At 56.2% G+C, this 22,950-nt stretch carries 14 protein-coding genes and 3 rRNA genes; 1 reads left to right on the top strand and 16 read right to left on the bottom strand.

The genetic code is table 11. The features are described from left to right. Positions 1–61: 61 nt before the first annotated feature. The 16 genes from rrf to F5897_RS05035 all read right to left on the bottom strand — a co-directional run bounded on the left by rrf (position 62) and on the right by F5897_RS05035 (position 21,796). A 5S ribosomal RNA gene (rrf, locus tag F5897_RS05110) occupies positions 62–178 on the bottom strand. Positions 179–350: 172 nt separating this feature from the next. Then, positions 351–3,464 (bottom strand): 23S ribosomal RNA (locus tag F5897_RS05105). 458 nt (positions 3,465–3,922) lie between these two features. Continuing rightward, positions 3,923–5,443 (bottom strand): 16S ribosomal RNA (locus F5897_RS05100). Together the 16S, 23S and 5S rRNA genes form the textbook arrangement of a ribosomal RNA operon. Positions 5,444–5,810: 367 nt before the next feature. Then, positions 5,811–6,608, bottom strand: a complete 798-nt coding sequence (locus F5897_RS05095) for a 6-phosphogluconolactonase (protein WP_183304724.1) — start codon at positions 6,606–6,608, stop codon at positions 5,811–5,813. Between the two features lie 3 nt (positions 6,609–6,611). Then, positions 6,612–7,334, bottom strand: coding sequence for an N-acetylmannosamine-6-phosphate 2-epimerase (locus F5897_RS05090; RefSeq protein WP_183304723.1), 723 nt, complete (start codon positions 7,332–7,334; stop codon positions 6,612–6,614). Continuing rightward, on the bottom strand, positions 7,327–8,313 hold the full coding sequence (locus F5897_RS05085) for an ROK family protein (protein WP_183304722.1): 987 nt from the start codon (positions 8,311–8,313) through the stop codon (positions 7,327–7,329). The genes F5897_RS05090 and F5897_RS05085 overlap by 8 nt, the downstream gene beginning before the upstream one ends. Positions 8,314–8,320: 7 nt before the next feature. After that, the gene (locus F5897_RS05080; protein ID WP_183304721.1) at positions 8,321–9,244 is read right to left on the bottom strand and encodes a dihydrodipicolinate synthase family protein; all 924 of its coding nucleotides are present in this window, start codon (positions 9,242–9,244) and stop codon (positions 8,321–8,323) included. A 58-nt stretch (positions 9,245–9,302) separates the two neighbouring features. After that, on the bottom strand, positions 9,303–10,118 hold the full coding sequence (locus F5897_RS05075; protein ID WP_124824862.1) for an ABC transporter ATP-binding protein: 816 nt from the start codon (positions 10,116–10,118) through the stop codon (positions 9,303–9,305). Then, positions 10,118–12,097, bottom strand: coding sequence for a dipeptide/oligopeptide/nickel ABC transporter permease/ATP-binding protein (locus tag F5897_RS05070; RefSeq protein ID WP_246332251.1), 1,980 nt, complete (start codon positions 12,095–12,097; stop codon positions 10,118–10,120). The genes F5897_RS05075 and F5897_RS05070 overlap by 1 nt, the downstream gene beginning before the upstream one ends. Positions 12,098–12,103: 6 nt before the next feature. Then, on the bottom strand, positions 12,104–13,060 hold the full coding sequence (locus tag F5897_RS05065) for an ABC transporter permease (protein WP_183304719.1): 957 nt from the start codon (positions 13,058–13,060) through the stop codon (positions 12,104–12,106). 165 nt (positions 13,061–13,225) lie between these two features. Next, positions 13,226–14,791: an ABC transporter substrate-binding protein gene (locus tag F5897_RS05060; RefSeq protein ID WP_183304718.1), complete on the bottom strand. Its 1,566-nt coding sequence runs from the start codon at positions 14,789–14,791 to the stop codon at positions 13,226–13,228. Positions 14,792–14,964: 173 nt separating this feature from the next. Beyond that, a complete protein-coding gene (tyrS, locus tag F5897_RS05055; protein WP_183304717.1) occupies positions 14,965–16,281 on the bottom strand; it encodes a tyrosine--tRNA ligase in 1,317 nt (438 codons plus the stop codon). A gap of 146 nt (positions 16,282–16,427) precedes the next feature. After that, complete coding sequence (locus tag F5897_RS05050; protein WP_183304716.1) at positions 16,428–16,829, bottom strand: hypothetical protein; 402 nt, start codon at positions 16,827–16,829, stop codon at positions 16,428–16,430. Between the two features lie 249 nt (positions 16,830–17,078). Continuing rightward, positions 17,079–17,981, bottom strand: coding sequence for a succinate--CoA ligase subunit alpha (sucD, locus tag F5897_RS05045; RefSeq protein ID WP_183304715.1), 903 nt, complete (start codon positions 17,979–17,981; stop codon positions 17,079–17,081). A gap of 39 nt (positions 17,982–18,020) precedes the next feature. Next, positions 18,021–19,184 (bottom strand): ADP-forming succinate--CoA ligase subunit beta, encoded by a 1,164-nt coding sequence (sucC, locus tag F5897_RS05040; protein ID WP_183304714.1) that lies wholly within the window; start codon positions 19,182–19,184, stop codon positions 18,021–18,023. Between the two features lie 179 nt (positions 19,185–19,363). Next, the gene (locus F5897_RS05035) at positions 19,364–21,796 is read right to left on the bottom strand and encodes an ATP-dependent helicase (protein WP_124824870.1); all 2,433 of its coding nucleotides are present in this window, start codon (positions 21,794–21,796) and stop codon (positions 19,364–19,366) included. A 153-nt stretch (positions 21,797–21,949) separates the two neighbouring features. Here F5897_RS05035 and F5897_RS05030 point away from each other — a divergent pair, with 153 nt between their 5' ends. Continuing rightward, the gene (locus F5897_RS05030) at positions 21,950–22,792 is read left to right on the top strand and encodes a Bax inhibitor-1/YccA family protein (protein ID WP_183304713.1); all 843 of its coding nucleotides are present in this window, start codon (positions 21,950–21,952) and stop codon (positions 22,790–22,792) included. Positions 22,793–22,950: the final 158 nt, after the last annotated feature.

The raw sequence follows: 22,950 nt of genomic DNA, 5'->3' as shown, positions 1-22,950 counted from the left end.
CAAAAAAGAAGAGGGGGCTGCTCCATCACAGAGCAACCCCCCTCTCTTTCTTTAGTTTTTATTGCGGCGGTGTCCTACTCTCCCACACCCTCCCGAGTGCAGTACCATCGGCGCTGTCAGCCTTAGCTTCCGGGTTCGGAATGTGACCGGGCGTTTCCCTGACGCTATAACCACCGCAAACCTATAAACCACCAACAACCAGCCGGTCCACGAAACATGAACTGGTTGCCGTGTTGTGGCCACGCACAAAACATTGTACGTTCGAAACCACAAAGCAGACGCGAACATCGTTACACTAACTTGATTCTCTATCTCCCGCCCGTTAACAGGATTACCTGCCAGGGTTGGGTGTTTACAAGTCTTCGGTCTATTAGTACCAGTCAGCTCCACACATTACTGTGCTTCCACATCTGGCCTATCAACCCCATAGTCTGTAGGGGACCTCACACCAAACAAGTTGGTAAGGAAATCTCATCTTGAGGCCGGCTTCCCGCTTAGATGCCTTCAGCGGTTATCCATCCCGAACGTAGCCAACCAGCCATGCACCTGGCGGTACAACTGGCACACCAGAGGTCCGTCCAACCCGGTCCTCTCGTACTAGGGCCAGATCCTCTCAAATTTCCAACGCACGCAGCGGATAGGGACCGAACTGTCTCACGACGTTCTAAACCCAGCTCGCGTACCGCTTTAATGGGCGAACAGCCCAACCCTTGGGACCAACTCCAGCCCCAGGATGCGACGAGCCGACATCGAGGTGCCAAACCATGCCGTCGATATGGACTCTTGGGCAAGATCAGCCTGTTATCCCCGAGGTACCTTTTATCCGTTGAGCGACAGCGCTTCCACAAGCCACTGCCGGATCACTAGTTCCTACTTTCGTACCTGCTCGACCTGTCAGTCTCACAGTCAAGCTCCCTTGTGCACTTACACTCGCCACCTGATTGCCAACCAGGTTGAGGGAACCTTTGAGCGCCTCCGTTACTTTTTGGGAGGCAACCGCCCCAGTTAAACTACCCACCAGGCACTGTCCCAGAACCCGATCAGGGTCCGTAGTTAGATATCCAGAGTGACCAGAGTGGTATTTCAACAACGACTCCACAATAACTGGCGTTACTGCTTCAAAGTCTCCCACCTATCCTACACAAGCCACACCGAACACCAATACCAAGCTGTAGTAAAGGTCACGGGGTCTTTCCGTCCTGCTGCGCGTAACGAGCATCTTTACTCGTAATGCAATTTCGCCGAGTTCGCGGTGGAGACAGCTGGGAAGTCGTTACGCCATTCGTGCAGGTCGGAACTTACCCGACAAGGAATTTCGCTACCTTAGGATGGTTATAGTTACCACCGCCGTTTACTGGGGCTTAAATTCAAAGCTTCACACCAAAGTGTTAACCTCTCCTCTTAACCTTCCAGCACCGGGCAGGCGTCAGTCCGTATACATCCAATTGCTTGTTAGCACGGACCTGTGTTTTTAGTAAACAGTCGCTTCCCACTGGTCTCTGCGGCCACCACACCCTTTCCCCAGCAAGTGGGTATAAGCGGATGGCCCCCCTTCTCCCTAAGTTACGGGGGCATTTTGCCGAGTTCCTTCACCACGATTATCTCGATCTCCTTAGTATTCTCTACCTGACCACCTGAGTCGGTTTGGGGTACGGGCAACCAGCAACCTCACGCCGATGCTTTTCTCGGCAGCATAGGATCAGTAACTTCACCAAAACGGCTCCCCATCACATCTCACCCTAATGTCCCAAACTATTAATAAGGAACAGGCTACATGCTTAGCCCGGGACAACCATCGCCCGGGATTACCTACCTTCCTGCGTCACACCTCACGCTCACGCACCAAAACCGGGTTCGAAAACACACCCAGTAAACAACCCCGAAAGGAAGTAAACCAGGAAAAATTTTCTTAGCACTTAATGGATTGTGTTGAACGGTTACCAGCCGGTACGGGAATATCAACCCGTTGTCCATCGACTACGCCTGTCGGCCTCGCCTTAGGTCCCGACTTACCCAGGGCAGATTAGCTTGACCCTGGAACCCTTGGTCTTCCGGAGGACGGGTTTCTCACCCGTCTTTCGCTACTCATGCCTGCATTCTCACTCGTGTCACATCCACAACTAGATCACTCTGCTGCTTCACTCGTGACACGACGCTCTCCTACCCAACCAACAAACTGAACACAAAATGCTAGTCTAACTGTTGATTGCCATATCTTCGGTGGTGTGCTTGAGCCCCGTTACATTATCGGCGCGGAATCACTTGACCAGTGAGCTATTACGCACTCTTTCAAGGGTGGCTGCTTCTAAGCCAACCTCCTGGTTGTCTAAGCAACTCCACATCCTTTTCCACTTAGCACACGCTTTGGGACCTTAGATGATGATCTGGGTTGTTTCCCTCTCGACTACGAAGATTATCCCCCGCAGTCTCACTGCTATGCTCTCACTTACCGGCATTCGGAGTTTAGCTGACGTCAGTAACCTTGTAGGGCCCATCGGCCATCCAGTAGCTCTACCTCCGGCAAGAAACACATAACGCTGCACCTAAATGCATTTCGGAGAGAACCAGCTATCACGAAGTTTGATTGGCCTTTCACCCCTAACCACAGCTCATCCCCTCAGTTTTCAACCTAAGTGGGTTCGGCCCTCCACACGCTCTTACACGTGCTTCAGCCTGGCCATGGCTAGATCACTTCGCTTCGGGTCTAGGACACGCGACTCAAATCGCCCTATTCAGACTCGCTTTCGCTACGGCTACCCCACACGGGTTAACCTCGCCACATGCCGCTAACTCGCAGGCTCATTCTTCAAAAGGCACGCCATCACCCCTACAAGGAGGCTCTGACGGATTGTAAGCAAACGGTTTCAGGTACTATTTCACTCCCCTCCCGGGGTACTTTTCACCTTTCCCTCACGGTACTAGTCCGCTATCGGTCATCTGGTAGTATTTAGGCTTACCAGGTGGTCCTGGCAGATTCACACGGGATTTCACGGGCCCCGCGCTACTCGGGATACACACCACGCTGCGCACGCATTTCAGATACGGGACTCTCACCCACTCCGGTCACCCCTTCCAAGGTGTTCTCCTATACGCACAACATACGCTGAAAGTCCGGTAGAACAATCAAGCATGTCCCACAACCCCGCACGTGCAACCCCTACCGAGTATCACACACGCACGGTTTAGCCTCATCCAGTTTCGCTCGCCACTACTCCCGGAATCACATGTTGTTTTCTCTTCCTGTGGGTACTGAGATGTTTCACTTCCCCACGTTCCCTCTACCCGCCCTATATATTCAGGCGGGAGTAACAAGCAACCATATAGGCGCCTGCTGGGTTTCCCCATTCGGAAATCCTCGGATATAACGCTCGTTTATCAACTCCCCGAGGCTTATCGCAGATTACTACGTCCTTCTTCGGCTCCAGATGCCAAGGCATCCACCGTTCGCTCTTAAGAACTTGCAAACAAAATCACATCAAAACAAACAAAACAAAAACTGTTTCATTCATCTAGACCATAAGTAAATAAAACAACACAAACAAAACCCTTCAAACCCCCAAAAGGCCCAAAAAAAATTGCTCGCGTCATTCTAGATGCTCGCGTCCACTGTGTAGTTTCCAACGTACAAACACACCCAACACCAAACCACCAAAAACAGCAGCCCAGCAAAGGAGCGTAAGAAAACCCGAACCAAACCAACAAACCCCAAAAAAGGGCCCACCAGCCAAGCCCTGGTCTCCCAGAACCCCAACAGCATGCACCCGCAACCAAACACACCAACACCAGCCAGCCCTCCAACCACCAAAACAGGCAGCGTACTAACCAGACAAGCACAGCACGAAAAGTTTTCTTGCTAAATGTTCCACCCAAACACCAGCCGTAAGACCCACGCTCACGAAACCAGTGCAAAAATACTCCTTAGAAAGGAGGTGATCCAGCCGCACCTTCCGGTACGGCTACCTTGTTACGACTTAGTCCTAATCACCAGTCCCACCTTCGACAGCTCCCCCCAAAATGGTTAGGCCACCGGCTTCGGGTGTTACCGACTTTCATGACTTGACGGGCGGTGTGTACAAGGCCCGGGAACGTATTCACCGCAGCGTTGCTGATCTGCGATTACTAGCGACTCCGACTTCATGGGGTCGAGTTGCAGACCCCAATCCGAACTGAGACCGGCTTTTTGGGATTCGCTCCACCTTACGGTATCGCAGCCCTTTGTACCGGCCATTGTAGCATGCGTGAAGCCCAAGACATAAGGGGCATGATGATTTGACGTCATCCCCACCTTCCTCCGTGTTAACCACGGCAGTATCCCATGAGTCCCCACCCGAAGTGCTGGCAACATAGGACAAGGGTTGCGCTCGTTGCCGGACTTAACCGAACATCTCACGACACGAGCTGACGACAACCATGCACCACCTGTATGAAAGTGTCCAAAGAGTCCTCTATCTCTAGAGTGTTCTTCCATATGTCAAGCCTTGGTAAGGTTCTTCGCGTTGCATCGAATTAATCCGCATGCTCCGCCGCTTGTGCGGGCCCCCGTCAATTCCTTTGAGTTTTAGCCTTGCGGCCGTACTCCCCAGGCGGGGAACTTAATGCGTTAGCGTCGACACAGAAGCCGTGGAACAGCCCCTACATCTAGTTCCCAACGTTTACGGCATGGACTACCAGGGTATCTAATCCTGTTCGCTCCCCATGCTTTCGCTCCTCAGCGTCAGTAGCGGCCCAGAGATCTGCCTTCGCCATCGGTGTTCCTCCTGATATCTGCGCATTCCACCGCTACACCAGGAATTCCAATCTCCCCTACCGCACTCAAGCCTGCCCGTACCCACTGCAAGTCTAAGGTTGAGCCTTAGGATTTCACAGCAGACGCGACAAACCGCCTACGAGCTCTTTACGCCCAATAATTCCGGACAACGCTTGCACCCTACGTATTACCGCGGCTGCTGGCACGTAGTTAGCCGGTGCTTTTTCTGTAGGTACCGTCACTTACGCTTCTTCCCTACTAAAAGAGGTTTACAACCCGAAGGCCGTCATCCCTCACGCGGCGTTGCTGCATCAGGCTTGCGCCCATTGTGCAATATTCCCCACTGCTGCCTCCCGTAGGAGTCTGGGCCGTGTCTCAGTCCCAGTGTGGCCGGTCACCCTCTCAGGCCGGCTACCCGTCGTCGCCATGGTGAGCCACTACCTCACCATCAAGCTGATAGGCCGCGAGTCCATCCCAAACCGAAAAATCTTTCCACCAAACACCATGCGATGAAAGGTAATATCCAGTATTAGACGCCGTTTCCAGCGCTTATCCCAGAGTAAGGGGCAGGTTACTCACGTGTTACTCACCCGTTCGCCACTAATCCACCCAGCAAGCTAGGCTTCATCGTTCGACTTGCATGTGTTAAGCACGCCGCCAGCGTTCGTCCTGAGCCAGGATCAAACTCTCCAACAAAAACAAAACAGCACCACCCAGCCGGAATAAGACCAGGCAGCACCAGAGTTCAATCCAAGCAAACGATTCTGACATCATATCCAGAATTGTCCACCAAAAATAAGGAATCCAAAAGCCAGCCACAAAACATGACCAGCCACGAGGATAAAAATAATTTGGCATTTAACAATCAAGTGCACACTATTGAGTTCTCAAAGACCAGACAAGCCCCGTACCCGCACCAACCAAGGCACCTCCGAAACCCGCAGGAAAACCAACACACAAAAACAGCGGCCACCCAAAAACCATGTCCCTGGCGCCGCCCTCCGTCGTGCTGACAAGGAACTACTTTACGCAGTAACCAACACAGACGCAAGTGCAGCTGCTGTTACGGCGTGTCGCCCATGCTTTGCAGCAAAATAGGCCAACGCAAAGCGTAGTTTTCACGCTGCCTCAGCTCTGCGGCAGCAGCCTCATCAAGCAACACCACCACGTTCTCGTGCAACTGCAGCACGCTCGCAGGGCAGCTGGCAGAAACCGGGCCCTCAAGCGCCGCGGCAACCGCAGCGGCTTTTTGCGGCCCCTGCGCCAAAAGCAGCAACTCTTTCGAGGTCAAAATAGTTGCCAAGCCCTGCGTCACCGCGTGGCTTGGAACCGCCTCGAGATCACCGCCGAAGAAACGGCTATTATCGCGACGAGTGCTCGGCGCCAACACCTCCAGGTGGGTGCGAGAAACCAAAGAGCCACCCGGCTCGTTAAAACCGATATGCCCGTTGCTGCCAATCCCCAAGATCTGCAAATCAGTGCCGCCGGCAGCAGCCAGCTGCGCTTCGTACTCTCGAGCCGCCTGAAACGGGTCGGTTGTTGCGGCAGCCGGTGTGAACAGGTCTGTTTCACGCAGGCCGGTACGATCCTCACCCACCAGCTCCGCGCGCAAAACACTGCGATAAGATTCCGGGTGCGAGACTGGCAAACCGACGTATTCATCGAGCGCAAAAGCCCGCACACCGCGCAGCGAAAAGTCACCGCTGCTGTGCATCTGTCGCAGCTGGGCATAGAGCTTCAGCGGTGTTGAGCCGGTTGCGACACCCAAAACCGCATCTGCGCGCGCCGCTAAAGCGTCACGCACCCGCCTTGCCGCAAACGCTGCCAGTGCTGTTTCGTCTTCAAAAATTCCTACAAACACTGTTTACTCCCCCGCCGCGCTGAGCGCCTGCGCAAACCATCCGGTAATCGAAGTTGGGTGTGTAATCGCGGTTCCGACAACAACCGCGTGGGCACCATGGCTGAGAGCGGCTGCTGCCAGCTCGGGAGTGTGCACCCGCCCCTCGGCAATCACCGGAACATCCGGAAAACGCTCTACCATCTGCTGCAACAGCTCAAAATCTGGCCCGACAGTTTTTTCGCGGTCAGGAGTGTAGCCCGCAAGGGTTGTGGAAATAATGTCGCTGCCGCAAGCCACCGCACGCTCCGCATCAGCCAGAGAGCCACAGTCAGCCATCACCAGCACCCCGTCACGATGCAGCGCAGCAACGGTTTCGGCATAACTTAAGCCATCAGGCCGCGGCCGAGCGGTTGCATCCAGCGCCACCACGTCAGCTCCCGCCAAACTGCAAGCCCGTGCATGCCGCAGCGTCGGGGTGATGTAAACCCCCTCGTCGCCCTCTTTCCACAGCCCGATCACCGGCACACTAACCCGGCCTTTAATAGCGGCGATATCAGCCAATCCCTGGCAGCGAATCGCCGCCGCGCCGCCCAGCTGCGCCGCATAGGCCAGCTGCGCCATCGTCTCTGGATGCCGCAGCGGTTCACCCGGGTAAGCTTGGCAAGACACAATCAGCTTGCCGCGCAGACTATCCAACAACTCCGCCTTGCGAGCCGTTAAAGCGGTCGCCACCGCAGCTTCAGACATCATTTTCCTTCTTCTCTAAACGCTGCAACAGCTGCGCCGCCGCACCCAACAGCGGTGCGTCATCACCGCGCTCACCGGCAACTACCGGCACCTGCTCCAGCACCGGCAACACCGCGCTGTGAAAACCTTCGCGCAACTGTGACCACCACCGCTCTCCAGCCTGCGTCACCGACCCAGTAACAACCACCACGTCAGGATCTGCGGTATTCGCTAACGACCCCAGCACCTCACCGAACGCCAAAGCGGCAGCGTCAAGCACCTGCTGCGCATACCGTTCTCCGCCGGCCGCACGCTCGTGCACTTCTTTACCGTCACGCACCGGCGCACTCGGAGCTTGCCGGTTGTAAAGCAGCGCCAGCCCACTACCGCTGGCAACCGCCTCAATGTGCCCAGCTTTACCGCAGGAGCAGGGAGTTGCAACTGCCAGGGCATGCGTCACATGCCCGATATGCCCGGCAACGTGGTGCGGTCCGCTAAAAACCACTCCGTGCTGCACGAAAGCACCGCCGATACCGGTGCCAACCGCCGCGACCAGGGCGTTTTCAGCATCGGTGGCAGCACCGTAGCGAGCCTCACCGAGCGCGTGCGCATGCACATCGTTCAAAACCGCAGTAACAAGCCCGGTTGCTTCCTCCAGGCGCGCCGCAAGCTGCACCCCAGCCCAGTTACGCAGCAAACCGGTTGCGGAAACAATTTCTCCGGTGTGTGGATCCACCACCCCCGCGCTCGCCACCCCAATACCGAGCGGCCGCACCTGTAAGCTGGTGGCCGTTTCCTGCAACTGGGCAGCGACCTGCAACACCTGCTCGAGCACATTTTCGGGGTCGGTTGCGACCCGCACGGAGCTTGCAGGCAGCACCTGCAGTTCACCGGTGGCATCACGTTGCAAAATAGCACCGGCAATTTTGGTGCCGCCAATATCGAGCGCTAGCACACCCGCAACTGCATCCGCTTGCATCGCCACTTCCCGTTTACTCATCGTACCTTTAGCTGTCTAGCAGCTCTGCTTCACGCAGCACTGCAGCGATACGAGAAACGTTCTCTCCCTGCAGGGCTGCGGCTGGCACCGGCATCTGATTGGTGCTAATTACACCCAGCAACTGCAGCGCAGTCTTGAACGCCCCAACACCGGCGCTGTAACCGCTGACACCCTGAGTAACGGTAACGATGCGCATCAAATCTGCCAGATAGTCCTGCTCGCGGCGCACAGCTTCCCAGTCGCCCGCCTGGTATGCACGCCACTGCCGCACGTAAGGCTCCGGAGCCACGTTCGCAAGACCCGGCACTGAGCCATCTGCGCCTGACATATAAGCGCCATCAACAACAACCTCGTGTCCGGTCAGCAGCGACAGCGGGCTCCCAGCTTTTTCATTGGCGCGAGCCAAGAACCTGAATGCGACATCGTCACCGGAGGAATCTTTAACGCCGGCAATTAGCCCTTCGCTGCCCAGCTCCAACAGCATCTGCCCGTTGAGCTTGGTGTGCACGCAGACTGGGATGTCGTAGGCGTAAACCGGCACCTCGCTAGCTGCGCCCAGCACCCGGAAATGCCGCTCAGTTACTTCTGGGCCGCCCAGCGCATAGAAAGGGGCTGTCGCCACAACCGCGTCCACACCCTGTGCCTCTGCCGCCCGCACATGATCAAGCACCCGATCGGTTTGGGTGTCAATCACGCCCGCCAGCACCGGCACCTGGCCGGCAACATACTTCACGCCCGCCTCTAGCACCTGGCGACGTTTCGCGTCGTTTGAGAACGCTACTTCACCGCTTGAACCGAGCAGGAACAGGCCATCCACTCCAGCCTCAAGCTGGCGGCTGAGCAGCCGCTCAAAAGACGGGACATCTAGCTCTCCGGCTGCGGTGAGCGGGGTAATAATTGGCGGCACCACACCGCGAATTTTTGCAGTCATTTTATGCTTTCTTGGTTTATAAACTTTGATTTTGCGCAGCCTGGCTACGCTATCTCACCTACGGGTGCAGCAGCGCTGGCGCCGCTCCCAGCAGCTTTTGCGTATAGTCCTGTTGCGGATTCTCAAGCACCTGTTGCGCGGTGCCCTGCTCCACGATTTCGCCGCCGTTCATCACCACAATTTCATCTGAAATGTAGCGCACAGTCTGGATATCATGCGAGATGAAAACCATCGCCAGACCAAGATCACGTTTCAGATCCATCAGCAGATTCAAGATCTGCGCCCGCACGGAAACGTCAAGCGCGCTGGTGGGCTCATCGGCAATAATCACGTCTGGCTGCAGCGCCAAGGCACGGGCAATAGCCACACGCTGCCGCTGTCCGCCGGACAACTGCAGTGGCAGCGCATCAAGCGCTGAATAAGGCAAACCAACCAGCGCAATCAGCTCTTCGACACGGGCTTCACGTTCCGCCGGGGTGCCGACACCGTGCACGTTTAGTGGATCCAGGAGCTGATCTCGCACCAGCATCCGCGGGTTTAGCGCGGTTGCCGGATCCTGAAACACCACCGACACCACCCGGCCAATTTCTTTCCGGGTTGCTGCGTTACGCTTCGTAACCTCGCGCCCCTTAAAGAAAACCTGCCCGGATGTCGGCAGCTGCAGCCCGCACATCACGTTGGCCGCAGTCGATTTTCCAGACCCCGACTCACCCACAATGCCGATGGTTTGCCCAGGCATAACACGCAAGCTGATGCCCTTCAAAGCGGTTACACGATTCGGTTTAAACAGCGATCCGGTGCGGGTTTTGAAAACCACTTTGGCGTCCCGCAACTCGATGATTGGGGTCTCCGAGGTTACTACCTGTTCAGTCATTATGCTGCCTCACCTTCGTGTGCAAAAACCGTGCCCGGCTGCGCCGCAACCAGGTGTCCTGGAGCGCCTACTCGTGTCAAAACCGGTTTCACGTCCAGGCCTTTGTCCGGAGTCGATGAGCGTGGCGCGAAACGGTCGCCGCGTGGGAAGTCGCGCGGTGCAGGAACTGTGCCCGGCACCTGATGCAGTCGCCCACTACCCGCCTCAATCGACAGCACTGAACCCAGCAGCCCGCGAGTGTACTCGTGGGTCGGGTTGGTCAGCAGCTCAGCAGTGGTTGCCTGCTCAACTACCTGTCCCGCGTACATCACGGTAATCTTGTGCGCCACCTCAGCCACCAGGGCCAAATCGTGAGACACAAAAACCATCGCAAAGCCGAGCTTTTCGCGCAGGCTGTTCAGCAGCTCGATAACCTGCTTCTGCACTGTCACATCAAGCGCGGTGGTTGGTTCGTCAGCAATAATCAGCTGCGGATCACGGGTCAACGCCATCGCAATCAAAACTCGCTGCCGCTGCCCACCTGACAGCTCATGCGGGTATGACCGCAGTGTGCGCTCCGGATCAAGCCCTACCAGCTCCAGCAACTCCTCTGCGCTGCGCGTGCCGCCGCGTTTGGTCAGTTGTTTCATCTGTGAGCGGATCAGCATCGACGGGTTCAGTGAGGAGAGCGCGTCTTGATAGATCATCGCAAGCTCCCGCCCCAGCAGGCCACGTCGCTCGTTAGCGCTGAGTGTTAGCAGGTTTTGCCCGCGATACAGCACTTCGCCAGTAATTTGTGCTTTTGGATCAAGCAGCCCCATAATTGCCAACGAGGTAATTGACTTACCGCAGCCAGACTCGCCAACCAGACCCATAGTTTCACCCTTGTGCACGGTGAATGAAACGTTGTCAACAACCGCGACATCGCCGTGGCGCGGGAAGCTGATAGAGAGGTTTTTGACCTCCAGCAGCGGCTCCAGCTCGGTCAGCGGCGCATAGCGGTCGGTGCGGGTCTTTTCCACCTCGGCGAGCTGCGCCAGGCGGGCGTTCAGGCTCTCGGCCTGGGCTGCGTGAGCGGCAACCGGATCCACCAGCAAACGATCGGCGGCGCGCTTGGCGTTCTTCGCGTTCTCTTCTACTGCGCCCGTTGGTTTTGCAACCATCGCATCGGTGAGGCCCTCCGACAGAATGTTCAAGCACAGCACCGTAATCATAATCGCGAGGCCCGGGAACAGCGCCTGCCACCAGCGCCCGAAGAGCACACCCTGGCGCGCATCCGACAGAATGTTACCCCATGTAGGTGTCGGCTCTGCGATACCTGCCTGGATAAATGACAGCGAAGCCTCGAACACAATCGCGTCTGCAACCAGCACCGTCGCAAACACCATCACTGGCGCAATGGTGTTACGCGCAACGTGTTTCACTAGAATCCACGGTGCCCGCGCGCCGGATACCAGCGCCGCGTTGACGTAGTCTTCGCCGTATGCGGCGAGCACGTTAGCGCGAACCACGCGGGTCAGCTGCGGGATGTAAAGGAACCCGATGGCGATAATGATAATCGGCATGGTATTGCCGAAAACCGCTACGAACGCTGCCGCCAGCGCGATGCCAGGGAAAGACATGATAACGTCCATCACCCGCATCACAACCTCGGAAACAGCTTTGCGACTAACCGCGGCGATGGAACCCAAAATCGCGCCGCTCACAACCGCAAAGGCGGTTGCCAAAAGGCCGATTGCGAGTGAGTAGCGGGCGCCATAAATCATTCGTGACAGCACGTCACGGCCCTTTTCGTCAGTGCCGAAAAGATGTTCCGGGGTTGGCGCCTGGCGCGCTTTAAAAATGTCAAATGGATCGTGCGGCGCCACCGCCCCGGCAAAAATGGCAGCCAAAACCACTGTCAGAATCACTATCAATGACAGCTGTGCCCCGAGGGGCATCTGGCGGAACCGGCGCAGTTTGCCGGCACGCAGCATGCGGTCTGTTAGTTTCGGTCGCAGCATGTGTTACACCGCCCTGATTCGTGGATTGATCAGCAGATAAAGCATATCTACGATGATGTTAATGATGATGAATGCCAGCGCTACCACAATCACCACGCCCTGCACGAGGGTTGGCTGATTGCTCTTCACGCCCTGCAAAATTACGTCTCCCATGCCTGGTAGGCTGAAAATCACCTCGATAACAACCGCGCCGCCCATCAGGTAGCCGATGCGCAGACCCAACACGGTAACCGGGGTGATTAGGGCGTTGCGCAGCACATTGCGTGCCACCACGACCCGCTTTGGAATTCCCGCGCCGAGAGCTGTACGCACGTAGTCACGGTCAAGCTCTTCAACCATCGCGGTGCGAATAATCCGGATGAGTGAGCCGGCAACTGGCACGGCCAGGGCGAAAGCCGGCAAAATCATGCGCCGCAAATACTCGATCGGGTCAGCGCTGAACGCCGGCAGCGGACCGGAGGCAGGGAGCAAGTTGAGGTTGAATGAGAACAGCAGGATCAGCAAAACCGCGAGCCAGAATGACGGTGTTGCAATCGCGGTGATTGACAGCACGCGAATCAGCTGATCGCCGAACTTGTCGCGGTAGAGAGCTGCCAGCACACCCAGCGGCACAGCAATCAGAATTGCAATTGCGAGGCCAATAAAGGTGAGCTCTAGGGTTACTGGGAAGGCTTCGCTGATGCGCTCAGCCACTGATGCACGGTTCGCCCCGTAAGTGCCGAGGTTGCCCTGCAACAGCTGCCCCAGGAAGGTAACAAACTTAATAAACCAAGGGTTGTTGAGCCCGTGTTCTTCACGGTAGGCTTCCAGCGCTTCTGAGCTCGCTCCCTCTCCGAGAGCTGAATAAGCTGGGTCAATCTTGGAAAACGACATCAAGAAGAACACCAGGAAAGTGACGCCCAAGACCATCACAGGGAGGGCGATTAAACGTCTGCCGACGAGCCGAATGAGATTGTTCATGACAAGCAGTTTCAGTGTAAAGAATCTGAGTTTAACGTCAGCGACTAAACCAACGCGAAGAAGACATCAAAGTCGTAGTGGTGTTTCAGCGTAGTGCCGGTCTGGGCCGCAACCCAGACCGGCACAAACGCTATTTTTACCAGTTACCGGTCACACCGGACGGTATTACTTCAGGCTAACTCCCACGAAGTTCAGACCGGTGGTGCCGATTGGAGTGTAACCATCGAGCTGGTCTGCGTAGAAGCCGGTTGATACCTGACGGTGCAGCAGTGGGTACAGCGGTACCTCAGTTGCCACCAGGTCAAATGCCTGGTTCCAGAGCTTCTGCTGCTCCTCACCCTCAGCCTTCACAGAAGCCTCAAGAATGGTCTGCAGCTGCGCAAACTCTGGGCTGGTGCCCCAGTAGCTACGCTTCTGAGTCCATACGTTGTTGCCGTACCACCAGTTCATCAGCAGAGCTGGGTCGTTGCCGAACACTGATGGGTCACCCGGTGCCAGCGCCAGATCGTAGCTAGCTGCTTCAGCGTCTGCGTAGTTCGCGTACAGTGAAGATGATGCTTCGCTCTGAATGGTCACGTTGATGCCCACTGCCTGCAGATCGTTCTGAATCTGCGGAGCCATCGCTGTAATCCAGCCGTGGTCAGTTGTCAGCAGGGTAACTGAGAGATCTGATACGCCAGCCTCAGCAAGCAGCTGCTTTGCCTTCTCTGGGTTGTGATCGTAAACGTTAGCTGCCTTGTTGTAGTTAGGGTGATTCTCTGGCAGGAAGCTAGTTGCTGGCTCTGCCTTGCCTGACAGCGCGTTTTCAATCAGCTGCTCGGTGTTGATAGCGTAGTGGAACGCCTGGCGAACTTCTTTCTTATCGAAAGGCGCCTTTGAGGTGTTGAACATCAAGAATGGCAAGCCGAAGCCCTGCACTGAAGTCACAGTTGCGCCATTACGCTCAGCGGTTTCAACAGCGTCAGCTGGGATGTTCTCAGCAACCTGCACGGTGCCTTCCTGCAACGCAGTGACGCGCGCAGTGTCATCCATCAGAATCTGCCATTCCATGGTCTTTGCGGTAGCAGGCATGGTGCCGTTGTAGTGCTCGTTTGGAGAGAACTTCAGACCGGTTTCGGTAATGCTGTCGTACTTCCAAGGGCCACTGCCCACTGGCATTGAGGTGAGATCCTCATCGCTAGCTGCTGCTGGCACAATCTTGATCAGAGACAGACGCTCTTTCAGCAGCGAGAATGGGTACTTCAGTTTGATGGATACAGTGTTGGTATCAACCTCAGTCACATCCTCAATGAATGACAGCATTGAAACGTAGAGGTTGCCCTCGGCGTTGGTGCGCTTGAATGAGGCTACCACGTCAGCTGCGGTCACTGCAGTGCCGTCAGAGAATTTAGCGCCGTCGCGCAGTTTCACAGTGTACTCAGTGTCAGAAACCTTTGTTGGCTCATCATCCGCAGCAAGCGCACGGAACGGCTTAAAGGTGCCCTTCTCAAGTTCGTAAAGACCCTCAACCACGTGCCAGTTGCTGCCCAGGGCAAGCGCTGATGAAGTAGTTGACGGGTGGTAGTTGTCAGTCTTGTAACCGACAGCAGCAGTAATAGCTGTGGCACCTGACTGCTTATCAGTTGCAGTTTCAGCAGTATTTGTGCTGCCACCGCCGCTGCACGCACTGAGCACCAGCGTTGAAGCCGCTGCCAGCGCGATCAGCTTTGCTTTAGTAGAGAGCTTACGCATCTTTCCCTCTCCGTTGATGGACATATTTCCATATTGCTAACACCGGGCAGGTTGCCCGACGCGCTTTACAGTACCACGTCTGTATGAGTGGTATCAAATTTGGCACACTGTTTATAGTGTTACGTTACACAGATGTAATTTCTCACCTGTGCCTAAACATACGACTAGAATCGCTAATAGTTTAAGTACACGGCAGCTTTTTGCTTCTTCCCGCGGCCCAGCACCAAGAGTTTGCGGTCGGCGGCGTGATCCACCACCAAAGCAGCAGCATCGGCAATTTTCACGCCGTTCAGCGACACCCCGCCCTGCTGCACCGTGCGGCGCGCCTCCGAGAGAGATGACACCAGCCCGCTCGCCACCAGCGCAGCTTCCACAGTGGTAGTGGCATCAGCCTCAGCACGCGGCAAATCACCCACCGCCGCTGCCAACACATCTTCAGGCACCTCATCATAAGAGCCCGCGCCAAACAGTGCCGCAGCAGCCGCAATCGCGCCCTCCGCCGCGGTCTTACCGTGCACCAGGGCAGTAACCTCATACGCCAGCCGCTTCTGCGCCGCACGCTTATGCGGCTCGGCTTCAACCTGGGCCGCGTAATCTGCAATCTCGGCACGGCTCAAGAAAGTGAAAACTTTGAGGCGATCGATAACGTCAGCATCTGCCTGATTCAGCCAGAACTGGTAGAACGCAAAAGGGCTGCACATCTCTGGGTCAAGCCAGATAGCATTACCCTCACTCTTACCGAATTTGGTGCCGTCGCTGTTGGTGATCAGCGGTGTGCCTACCGCATGCACGGTGGCGCCTGTCGCCTTGCGAATCAGCTCGGTGCCGCCAACCAAGTTGCCCCACTGATCTTGCCCGCCAGACTGCAACACACAACCATACTGCTTGTAAAGCTCCAGGAAATCAATCGCCTGCAGAATCTGGTAGCTGAACTCGGTGTAGCTGATGCCCTCATCAGACGACAGGCGCGCCGCCACCGCGTCTTTCTTAATCATCGTGCCGACACGGAAGTATTTGCCGATTTCCCGCAGAAAGTCAAGAGCGCTGAGCCCCGCTGTCCAATCCAGGTTATTAACCATCCGCGCCGCATTTTCGCCCTCAAAACTCAAGAACTTTTCAATCTGCGAGCGCAGCGAATTAACCCACTCAGCAACAGTTTCGCGAGAGTTTAGGGTGCGCTCCGCAGTTGGGCGTGGATCGCCAATAAGGCCGGTGGATCCACCAACCAAACCAAGCGGTTTGTGGCCTGCGAGCTGCAACCGGCGCATAAACAGCAGCTGCACGAGGTGTCCTAAATGCAGAGAGGCGGCAGTTGGATCGTAGCCGCAGTAGTAAGTAATCGGGCCGGCATTGAGCGCCTCACGCAGCGCCTCTTTATCGGTAGAAACGCTAATTAAACCGCGCCACTCCAGCTCTTCTAGGAGGTCAGCGAAGGTCGAATCATTCTGTTGTGCGGCAAGTTGCTGCTCGCGCTCGGTTACTGCATTCACAAAACCATGCTAGCAACAAACGCCGCCGAAAGTTTGGGCGAAGCTTTTGCGCCCCGGAAACCCGAATATTTCGCGCAGCACGCCGCACACCAAACAACACAGCGCCCGCGCATGTTTCAGGGCGGGTGCTGTGCTGCTTGAGATGTCTAAGCCACAGCTTGCTGGCGTGGTTGCAAATCACGTAGCTTGTAGGCGATGAAGAAAATCACCCCAGCAGTGACCCAAAACGCGGCAATCAAACTGATGTGATTGTTGCCGCTGAGCGCCTGGATTACCCACGGCAGCGCTAACACATAGACTCCGGTTACGGCTGCGAGACGAATCGCCCACTTTAAGACTTTATCGCCTGCCCGCTGCGGCAGAGCCACGGTGAGGATCATCCACAGCATAAACGGCAAAGCTGCCGCCACTACCGCAAACGCCACTGCGCTTGCCGATCCGTCGAAGAAGCCGGAACTTTGCAGATAATCGGTTAAACCGTAGTGCGCAAAAAACGCCATAAAAGCGGTGCTCAACAAAGCTAGCACTGTGAAAATTTTATGTTTCATGCCGGTCTCCTTAAACTTGGAAATCTTTGCAGATTTAGTGATTAACTCGGAGGCTAACTCCGCTTGGCAAGGGATACCAATTAAGATTTTACCGACAAATAACGAATATATATATAGACAAAGTAACGATTAGGCTAAAATCTAGATATCATGCGCAAAACCGGCAGGGACAATCTCATGACAACCCCTGCCGGTTCAACTGCTTCCACCCCGCAAAACCGCACGGGCGGGAACGACTAAGCGCGCTAATTACAGCGCGGCAATATTTTCTTTCATCAGGTTTGCCGCTTCGGTTGGAGTTTTACCTACCTTCACACCGGCAGCCTCCAGCGCTTCTTTCTTCGCCTGCGCGGTGCCCGCAGAGCCTGACACGATAGCGCCGGCGTGACCCATGGTTTTACCCTCTGGAGCGGTAAACCCAGCAACGTAGCCCACCACCGGCTTGGTAACGTTGGCCTTGATAAACTCTGCTGCGCGTTCTTCAGCGTCTCCACCAATTTCACCGATCATCACAATCGCTTTGGTTTCTGGGTCAGCCTCGAAAGCCGCCAGTGCATCAATGTGGGTGGTGCCGATAATCGGGTCGCCGCCAATACCAATGGCGGTTGAGATGCCGATTTCACGCAGCTCGTACATCATCTGGTAGGTCAGAGTGCCTGACTTCGACACCAGCCCAATTGGGCCCTTGCCGGTAATGTTTGCTGGAGTGATGCCCGCGAGCGCCTCATCCGGGGTGATAATGCCCGGGCAGTTAGGGCCGATGATCCGGGTTTTGTTGCCCTTCGCGGTGGCGTGTGCCCACAGCTCAGCGCTGTCTTTTACTGGAACACCCTCGGTGATAATCACGAGCAGCCCGATCCCCGCATCAATTGCTTCAATCGCAGCGTCTTTGGTGAACGCTGGCGGCACGAACGCCACAGACACGTCAGCGCCGGTTTTTTCCATCGCTTCTGCCACGGTTGCGAAAACCGGCAGCTCTACGGTGTTGCCGTCTTTGTCGGTGTGTGTCACGGTGGTGCCTGCTTTACGGGCGTTTACGCCGCCCACGATCTGGCTGCCCGCGGCGAGCATCCGCGCAGTGTGCTTGGTGCCCTCACCGCCGGTGATGCCCTGCACGATAATCTTTGATTCTTTGGTTAGAAAAATTGCCACTTTAAAATCCTCGTCTTTGCCTAGCGATACCGGTGCAGCTTAGCGGTTAGCGAGCTCGGCAGCCTTAGCCGCGCCCTCGTCCATAGTTGCCATCAGGGTTACCAGCGGGTGGTTAGCCGCCTCCAAAATCGCGCGACCCTCTTCTACATTGTTGCCGTCAAGGCGCACCACCAGCGGCTTGTTAGCGCTGTCACCGAGCTGCTCAAGCGCACCAACAATGCCGTTTGCGACCGCGTCGCAGCTGGTGATACCACCGAAAACGTTCACGAAAACGCTCTTCACCTGCGGATCACCAAGAATAATGCCGAGCCCCTGCGCCATCACTTCAGCAGAAGCACCGCCGCCAATGTCGAGGAAGTTAGCTGGCTTCACCCCACCGTGGGCTTCGCCCGCGTAAGCGACCACGTCGAGGGTGCTCATCACCAAGCCCGCGCCGTTACCGATAATGCCAACTTCACCGTCAAGCTTCACATAGTTGAGGTCGAACTCTTTAGCCTTTGCCTCTAGCGGGTCTGTTGCTGCCTTATCTTCCAGCGCCGCATGACCTGCCTGGCGGAACTCTGCGTTCGCGTCCAGTGACACCTTGCCGTCAAGAGCGATTACCGCACCCTCGGCGGTCAGCACCAGCGGGTTCACCTCAACCAGGGTTGCGTCTTCCTCGGTGTAAACCCGGTACAGTTTTTCAAACACTGGAGCAACTTTTTCTACCAGTTCTGCCGGGAAGTTTGCAGCCTCGGCAATTTCTTTTGCCTTCGCAGCGTCAATGCCGGTGAGTGGATCCACCTGCACCCGCGCTAGCGCCTCCGGCTTCTCAACAGCGAGCTGCTCAATCTCCATGCCACCCTCAACTGAGCACAGCGACAGCAGGGAGCGGTTAGCGCGATCCAGCAGCACTGAGAAGTAGAACTCTTGCGCGATGTTAGCACCCTGCGCCACCATGACGCGCTTTACCACATGGCCCTTGATGTCAAGCCCCAGAATCGCTTCCGCCGCAGCGTATGCTTCTTCCGGGGTCTTTGCGACTTTAACGCCGCCGGCTTTCCCGCGGCCACCGGTTTTCACCTGTGCTTTAACAACAACCACGCCGCCAATTTTTTCTGCAGCGGCGCGTGCTTCCTCCGGAGTATCAGCGGTGATACCGGCCAGCACCGGCACCCCATACTTCTCGAAAATATCACGTGCCTGGTACTCGTATAGATCCACGCTTTTCCTATCTGTGTCGCAGCGCAGCAGCTTAGCTGCGCCGGTGTCAGCTCGATTTTAACGCCCCGTAAAAACGTAGCGTTGCACTGAATACTCTACACCCGCGCGGGCTAGTTAGTTAAATAATGGCTGATAACGCGGCTGGTTTTGTGACTAAAACCTATGCAGCTTGTGCGCGACTATGCCGCAGAGATTTTAGTCAGCGGCGCCAGCTGTACCAGCATCTTCTTCTCACCTAGCTGCTCAAAATCCACATGCGCCACCTGTTTGGCACCGACACCATTGAGCCGCACAACTTTACCCTCGCCGTAGCTTTCATGCCGCACCCTGTCGCCGACCTGCAGCTGCAACCCGGTATTTGCGCGTAGCTGGTTAGCACTGACCAGGTTGGCAAAGCCACCTCCAGCTGCCTGCTGTGCGGCTGCCCGTTTCTTACGTTCCCGCCAGGCTTGCATCGCATCAGCCATCGCCCCGGTTTTAAGGTCGGTGGTGGATCCGCCACCGCCGCTTAATCCCCGAGGTTTAGTTGCGGCCGCGCGACTGCCCGCACTAAACCCAACTCCGGAAGCTACCGCGCTCGGCTCTTGGCGCCACTCCAGCAGGTCTGCCGGGATATCGTTAAGGAACCGCGACGGCACGGTTGGCGCGATGTCACCGTAAACCGCACGGCTCGCGGCTAGCGTCAGGTACAGCAGCTCGCGAGCGCGGGTTACCCCCACGTACATCAGACGACGTTCCTCCGCTAAGCCGCCCGGCTCCTCGAATGACATTTGATGCGGCAGCAGCCCCTCCTCCACACCGGTGAGGAACACCACCGGAAACTCCAGGCCTTTCGCCGTGTGCAGCGTCATTAGAGAGACCGTGCCGCTGGCGTCGTCAAGATCATCAACCGCTGCAACCAGACTCACCTCGGTGAGATAAGCGACCAGCCCCGCACCCGGGTTTGCAACATCAAATTCCCGCGCCTGCGCTAACAGCTCTTCGACGTTTTCGGCGCGCGCCTCTTCCTGCGGGTCATTTTTAGCACGCAAAGCCAGCACGTACCCGGTTTGAGACAGCACCCGCTCCAGAATCTCCGCCGCACCAGCTGGCTGCTTATCAGCACTCGGGAAAGTGAGTTCGTGGCACTCAGTGAGCAGCTGCCCCAGCTCTACCACTGCTTTCTTGGCTTTGGCGCTAATGCCAGTAATTTCATCGGCACGCAGCATTGCCTCATGGAAAGTAATGCCGTTACGCTCTTGGAAAATTGCGAGGTGCGCTTCACTGGTGGGGCCGATACCGCGCTTCGGAGCACCCAAAAGCCGCGCCCAGGCGATCGGGTCTAGCGGATTGATGATGCTTGTGAGATAGGCCAAGATATCTTTAATTTCTGCCCGCTCATAGAACTTCGTGCCGCCCATCACCCGATACGGAATCGCTGCTCGCATCAGCATCTCTTCAAGTGCCCGCGTCTGCGAGTTGGTGCGATAAAACACCGCCATCTGCCCGTAAGCTCGCCCCCTGGCGTGCAACAGCTCAATCTCGTCTGCCACAAACCGGGCCTCGTCATGCTGCGAATAACCAGCAAAACCGGTGATTTTCTCCCCGTCGCCACTCGCCGTCCAAAGATTTTTTTCAAGCCTGTCAACGTTGCCAGAAATAATCTCGTTAGCCGCCGAAAGAATCGTCTGTGTGGAGCGATAGTTTTGCTCAAGCTTAATCACTTCAGCGTTCGCAAAATCTCGCTCAAATTCTCTGATGTTACGAATGTCAGCGCCCCGGAAGGCATAAATTGACTGGTCAGAATCACCCACCACGGTCAGCTGCGACCCGCGCACCGCCCCACCAGCGGTCAGCTCTGCCGCCTTCACCGGAGGGTTAAGCCCCGTCACCAGCCGCTCTGGAATCGGCTTAGTGAGCTCCCTAATCAGCGCGTACTGCGCATGGTTGGTGTCTTGATACTCGTCGACCAAAATCCACCTAAAGCGTCGCTGATATCGAGCTGCAACCTCCGGGAAGGTGCGGAACAAATGCACTGTCTGCGCAATCAAATCATCAAAGTCAAAGGCGTTGGCGCGGCGCAGCCGCTGCTCATATTCGCGGAAAACGGCAACAAACGCGCGCTCCCGTGGATCCGCCATATTGCAGCGCGCAGCGAAATCAGCAGCATCAACCAGCTCGTTTTTCAGCCGCGAAATTTTAGCGCCGCAGCTCGCTGGAGTGAAATTGTAGACGTCTGCCTCCAACTCTTTAATAATCTTCTTCAGCAGGGCACGGCTATCAGCGGAGTCATAAATCGTAAAACCCGAACCGTAACCGAAGCGATTGGCCTCCTGCCGCAAAATACGGACACAAGTGGAGTGGAAGGTGCTGATCCACATCCCTTCAGCGGCAGCGCCCAACAGTTCAGTGACACGCTCACGCATCTCACCGGCCGCCTTATTCGTGAAGGTAATCGCCAAAATCTCGCTCGGCCAGGCATCTTTGGTTTCAATCAGGTGCGCAATGCGATGCGTTAACACGCGAGTTTTGCCAGAGCCCGCACCGGCAACCACCAGCAAGGCGCGGGCCCGCGATAGCACCGCCTGTCGCTGCTGCTCATTTAAACCTGTTACAAGCGCTGATTCTGTCATGACAACAAGTCTACCGATGGGGGTGACAACTTCCCTCAGCCAAGCGACATGCAAAATCCGCACCAAGCGACGAAAACCGCGCCAGCCCAGCGACTTTTCGGGCAAGCAGGATAGACTGGCAACAAGATAAGAAATTGAAAGGACAACGGCCTGATGAGTAATCCAGCATTCAGCAATATGCCGGCATTCACCGACCGCACTCTAACTCAGCAAGAGCTCGAAGAGCTGTACCGCCAGCCTGCCGCCCAGAAGGGCGTAGAGCGGGCAGTGCGCACCGCGCAGGCGGGCGGCCCAATGCCAACTATGGGCAGCGTTATGGGTGGATCAGCTACCCCTATGACTTACGAAAACACTATTCAGAAAACCGCTGCGCTGTTCGGCGTGCTGCTGCTAGCTGCGGTTGTCGGGTGGAACATCCCGCTGCTGGCGCTCCCGGGCGCGCTCGTCGGGCTGGGTCTGGCGCTGGTCATTGCTTTCAAGAAGCAGATTTCAGTGCCGTTGTTTTTCGCCTACGCGGTAGCGGAGGGGCTGTTTGTCGGCGGTATCTCCGGCATTTTCAATGCCCAGTGGGCAGGCATCGTATTCCAGGCGGTGCTCGGCACCCTGATTGTTTTCGGTGTCACCCTGGCCCTGTTCCGCAGCGGGAAGATTCGCGCCAGCGCGAAAATGAACAAGATTGCGCTGATTGCGCTGATTGGTTACGCAGTGTTCTCGCTCGTTAACTTCGGCCTCATGATGTTCGGGGTGATTGATGATCCGTGGGGGCTGCGCGGCGTACAGGTGTTCGGGATCCCGTTGGGTGTGATTATTGGCGTTTTCGCTATCGGTCTCGCCGCATACTGCCTGGTGATGGATTTTGACTTCATTCAGCGCGGTGTTGAGAATCAGCTTGATCAGAAATACGGCTGGATGGGCGCTTACGGCCTGCTAGTTACCCTGGTTTGGCTGTACCTAGAGATTCTGCGCCTGTTGGCGATTCTGCGCGGCAACGAGTAAAGCTAAAAACGGCGCGAGCATAATTCTTTGCGCTGAGACACCGGCGGCGGTCACATTTAAGAAGCACAGTGACCGCCGCCGGTTTTATTTCACATCGAGCTTAACGACCGCGACTAAACATCGCGCGCAGCCCCAGCACACGCTGCTGCGGAGTAAAG

Origin of the sequence: Canibacter oris, from assembly GCF_014197205.1 — a bacterium.
Lineage (GTDB): Bacteria > Actinomycetota > Actinomycetes > Actinomycetales > Microbacteriaceae > Canibacter > Canibacter oris.
The sequence above is the reverse complement of the archived record's forward strand: the minus strand, read 5'-3'. Positions and strand labels throughout refer to the sequence as shown.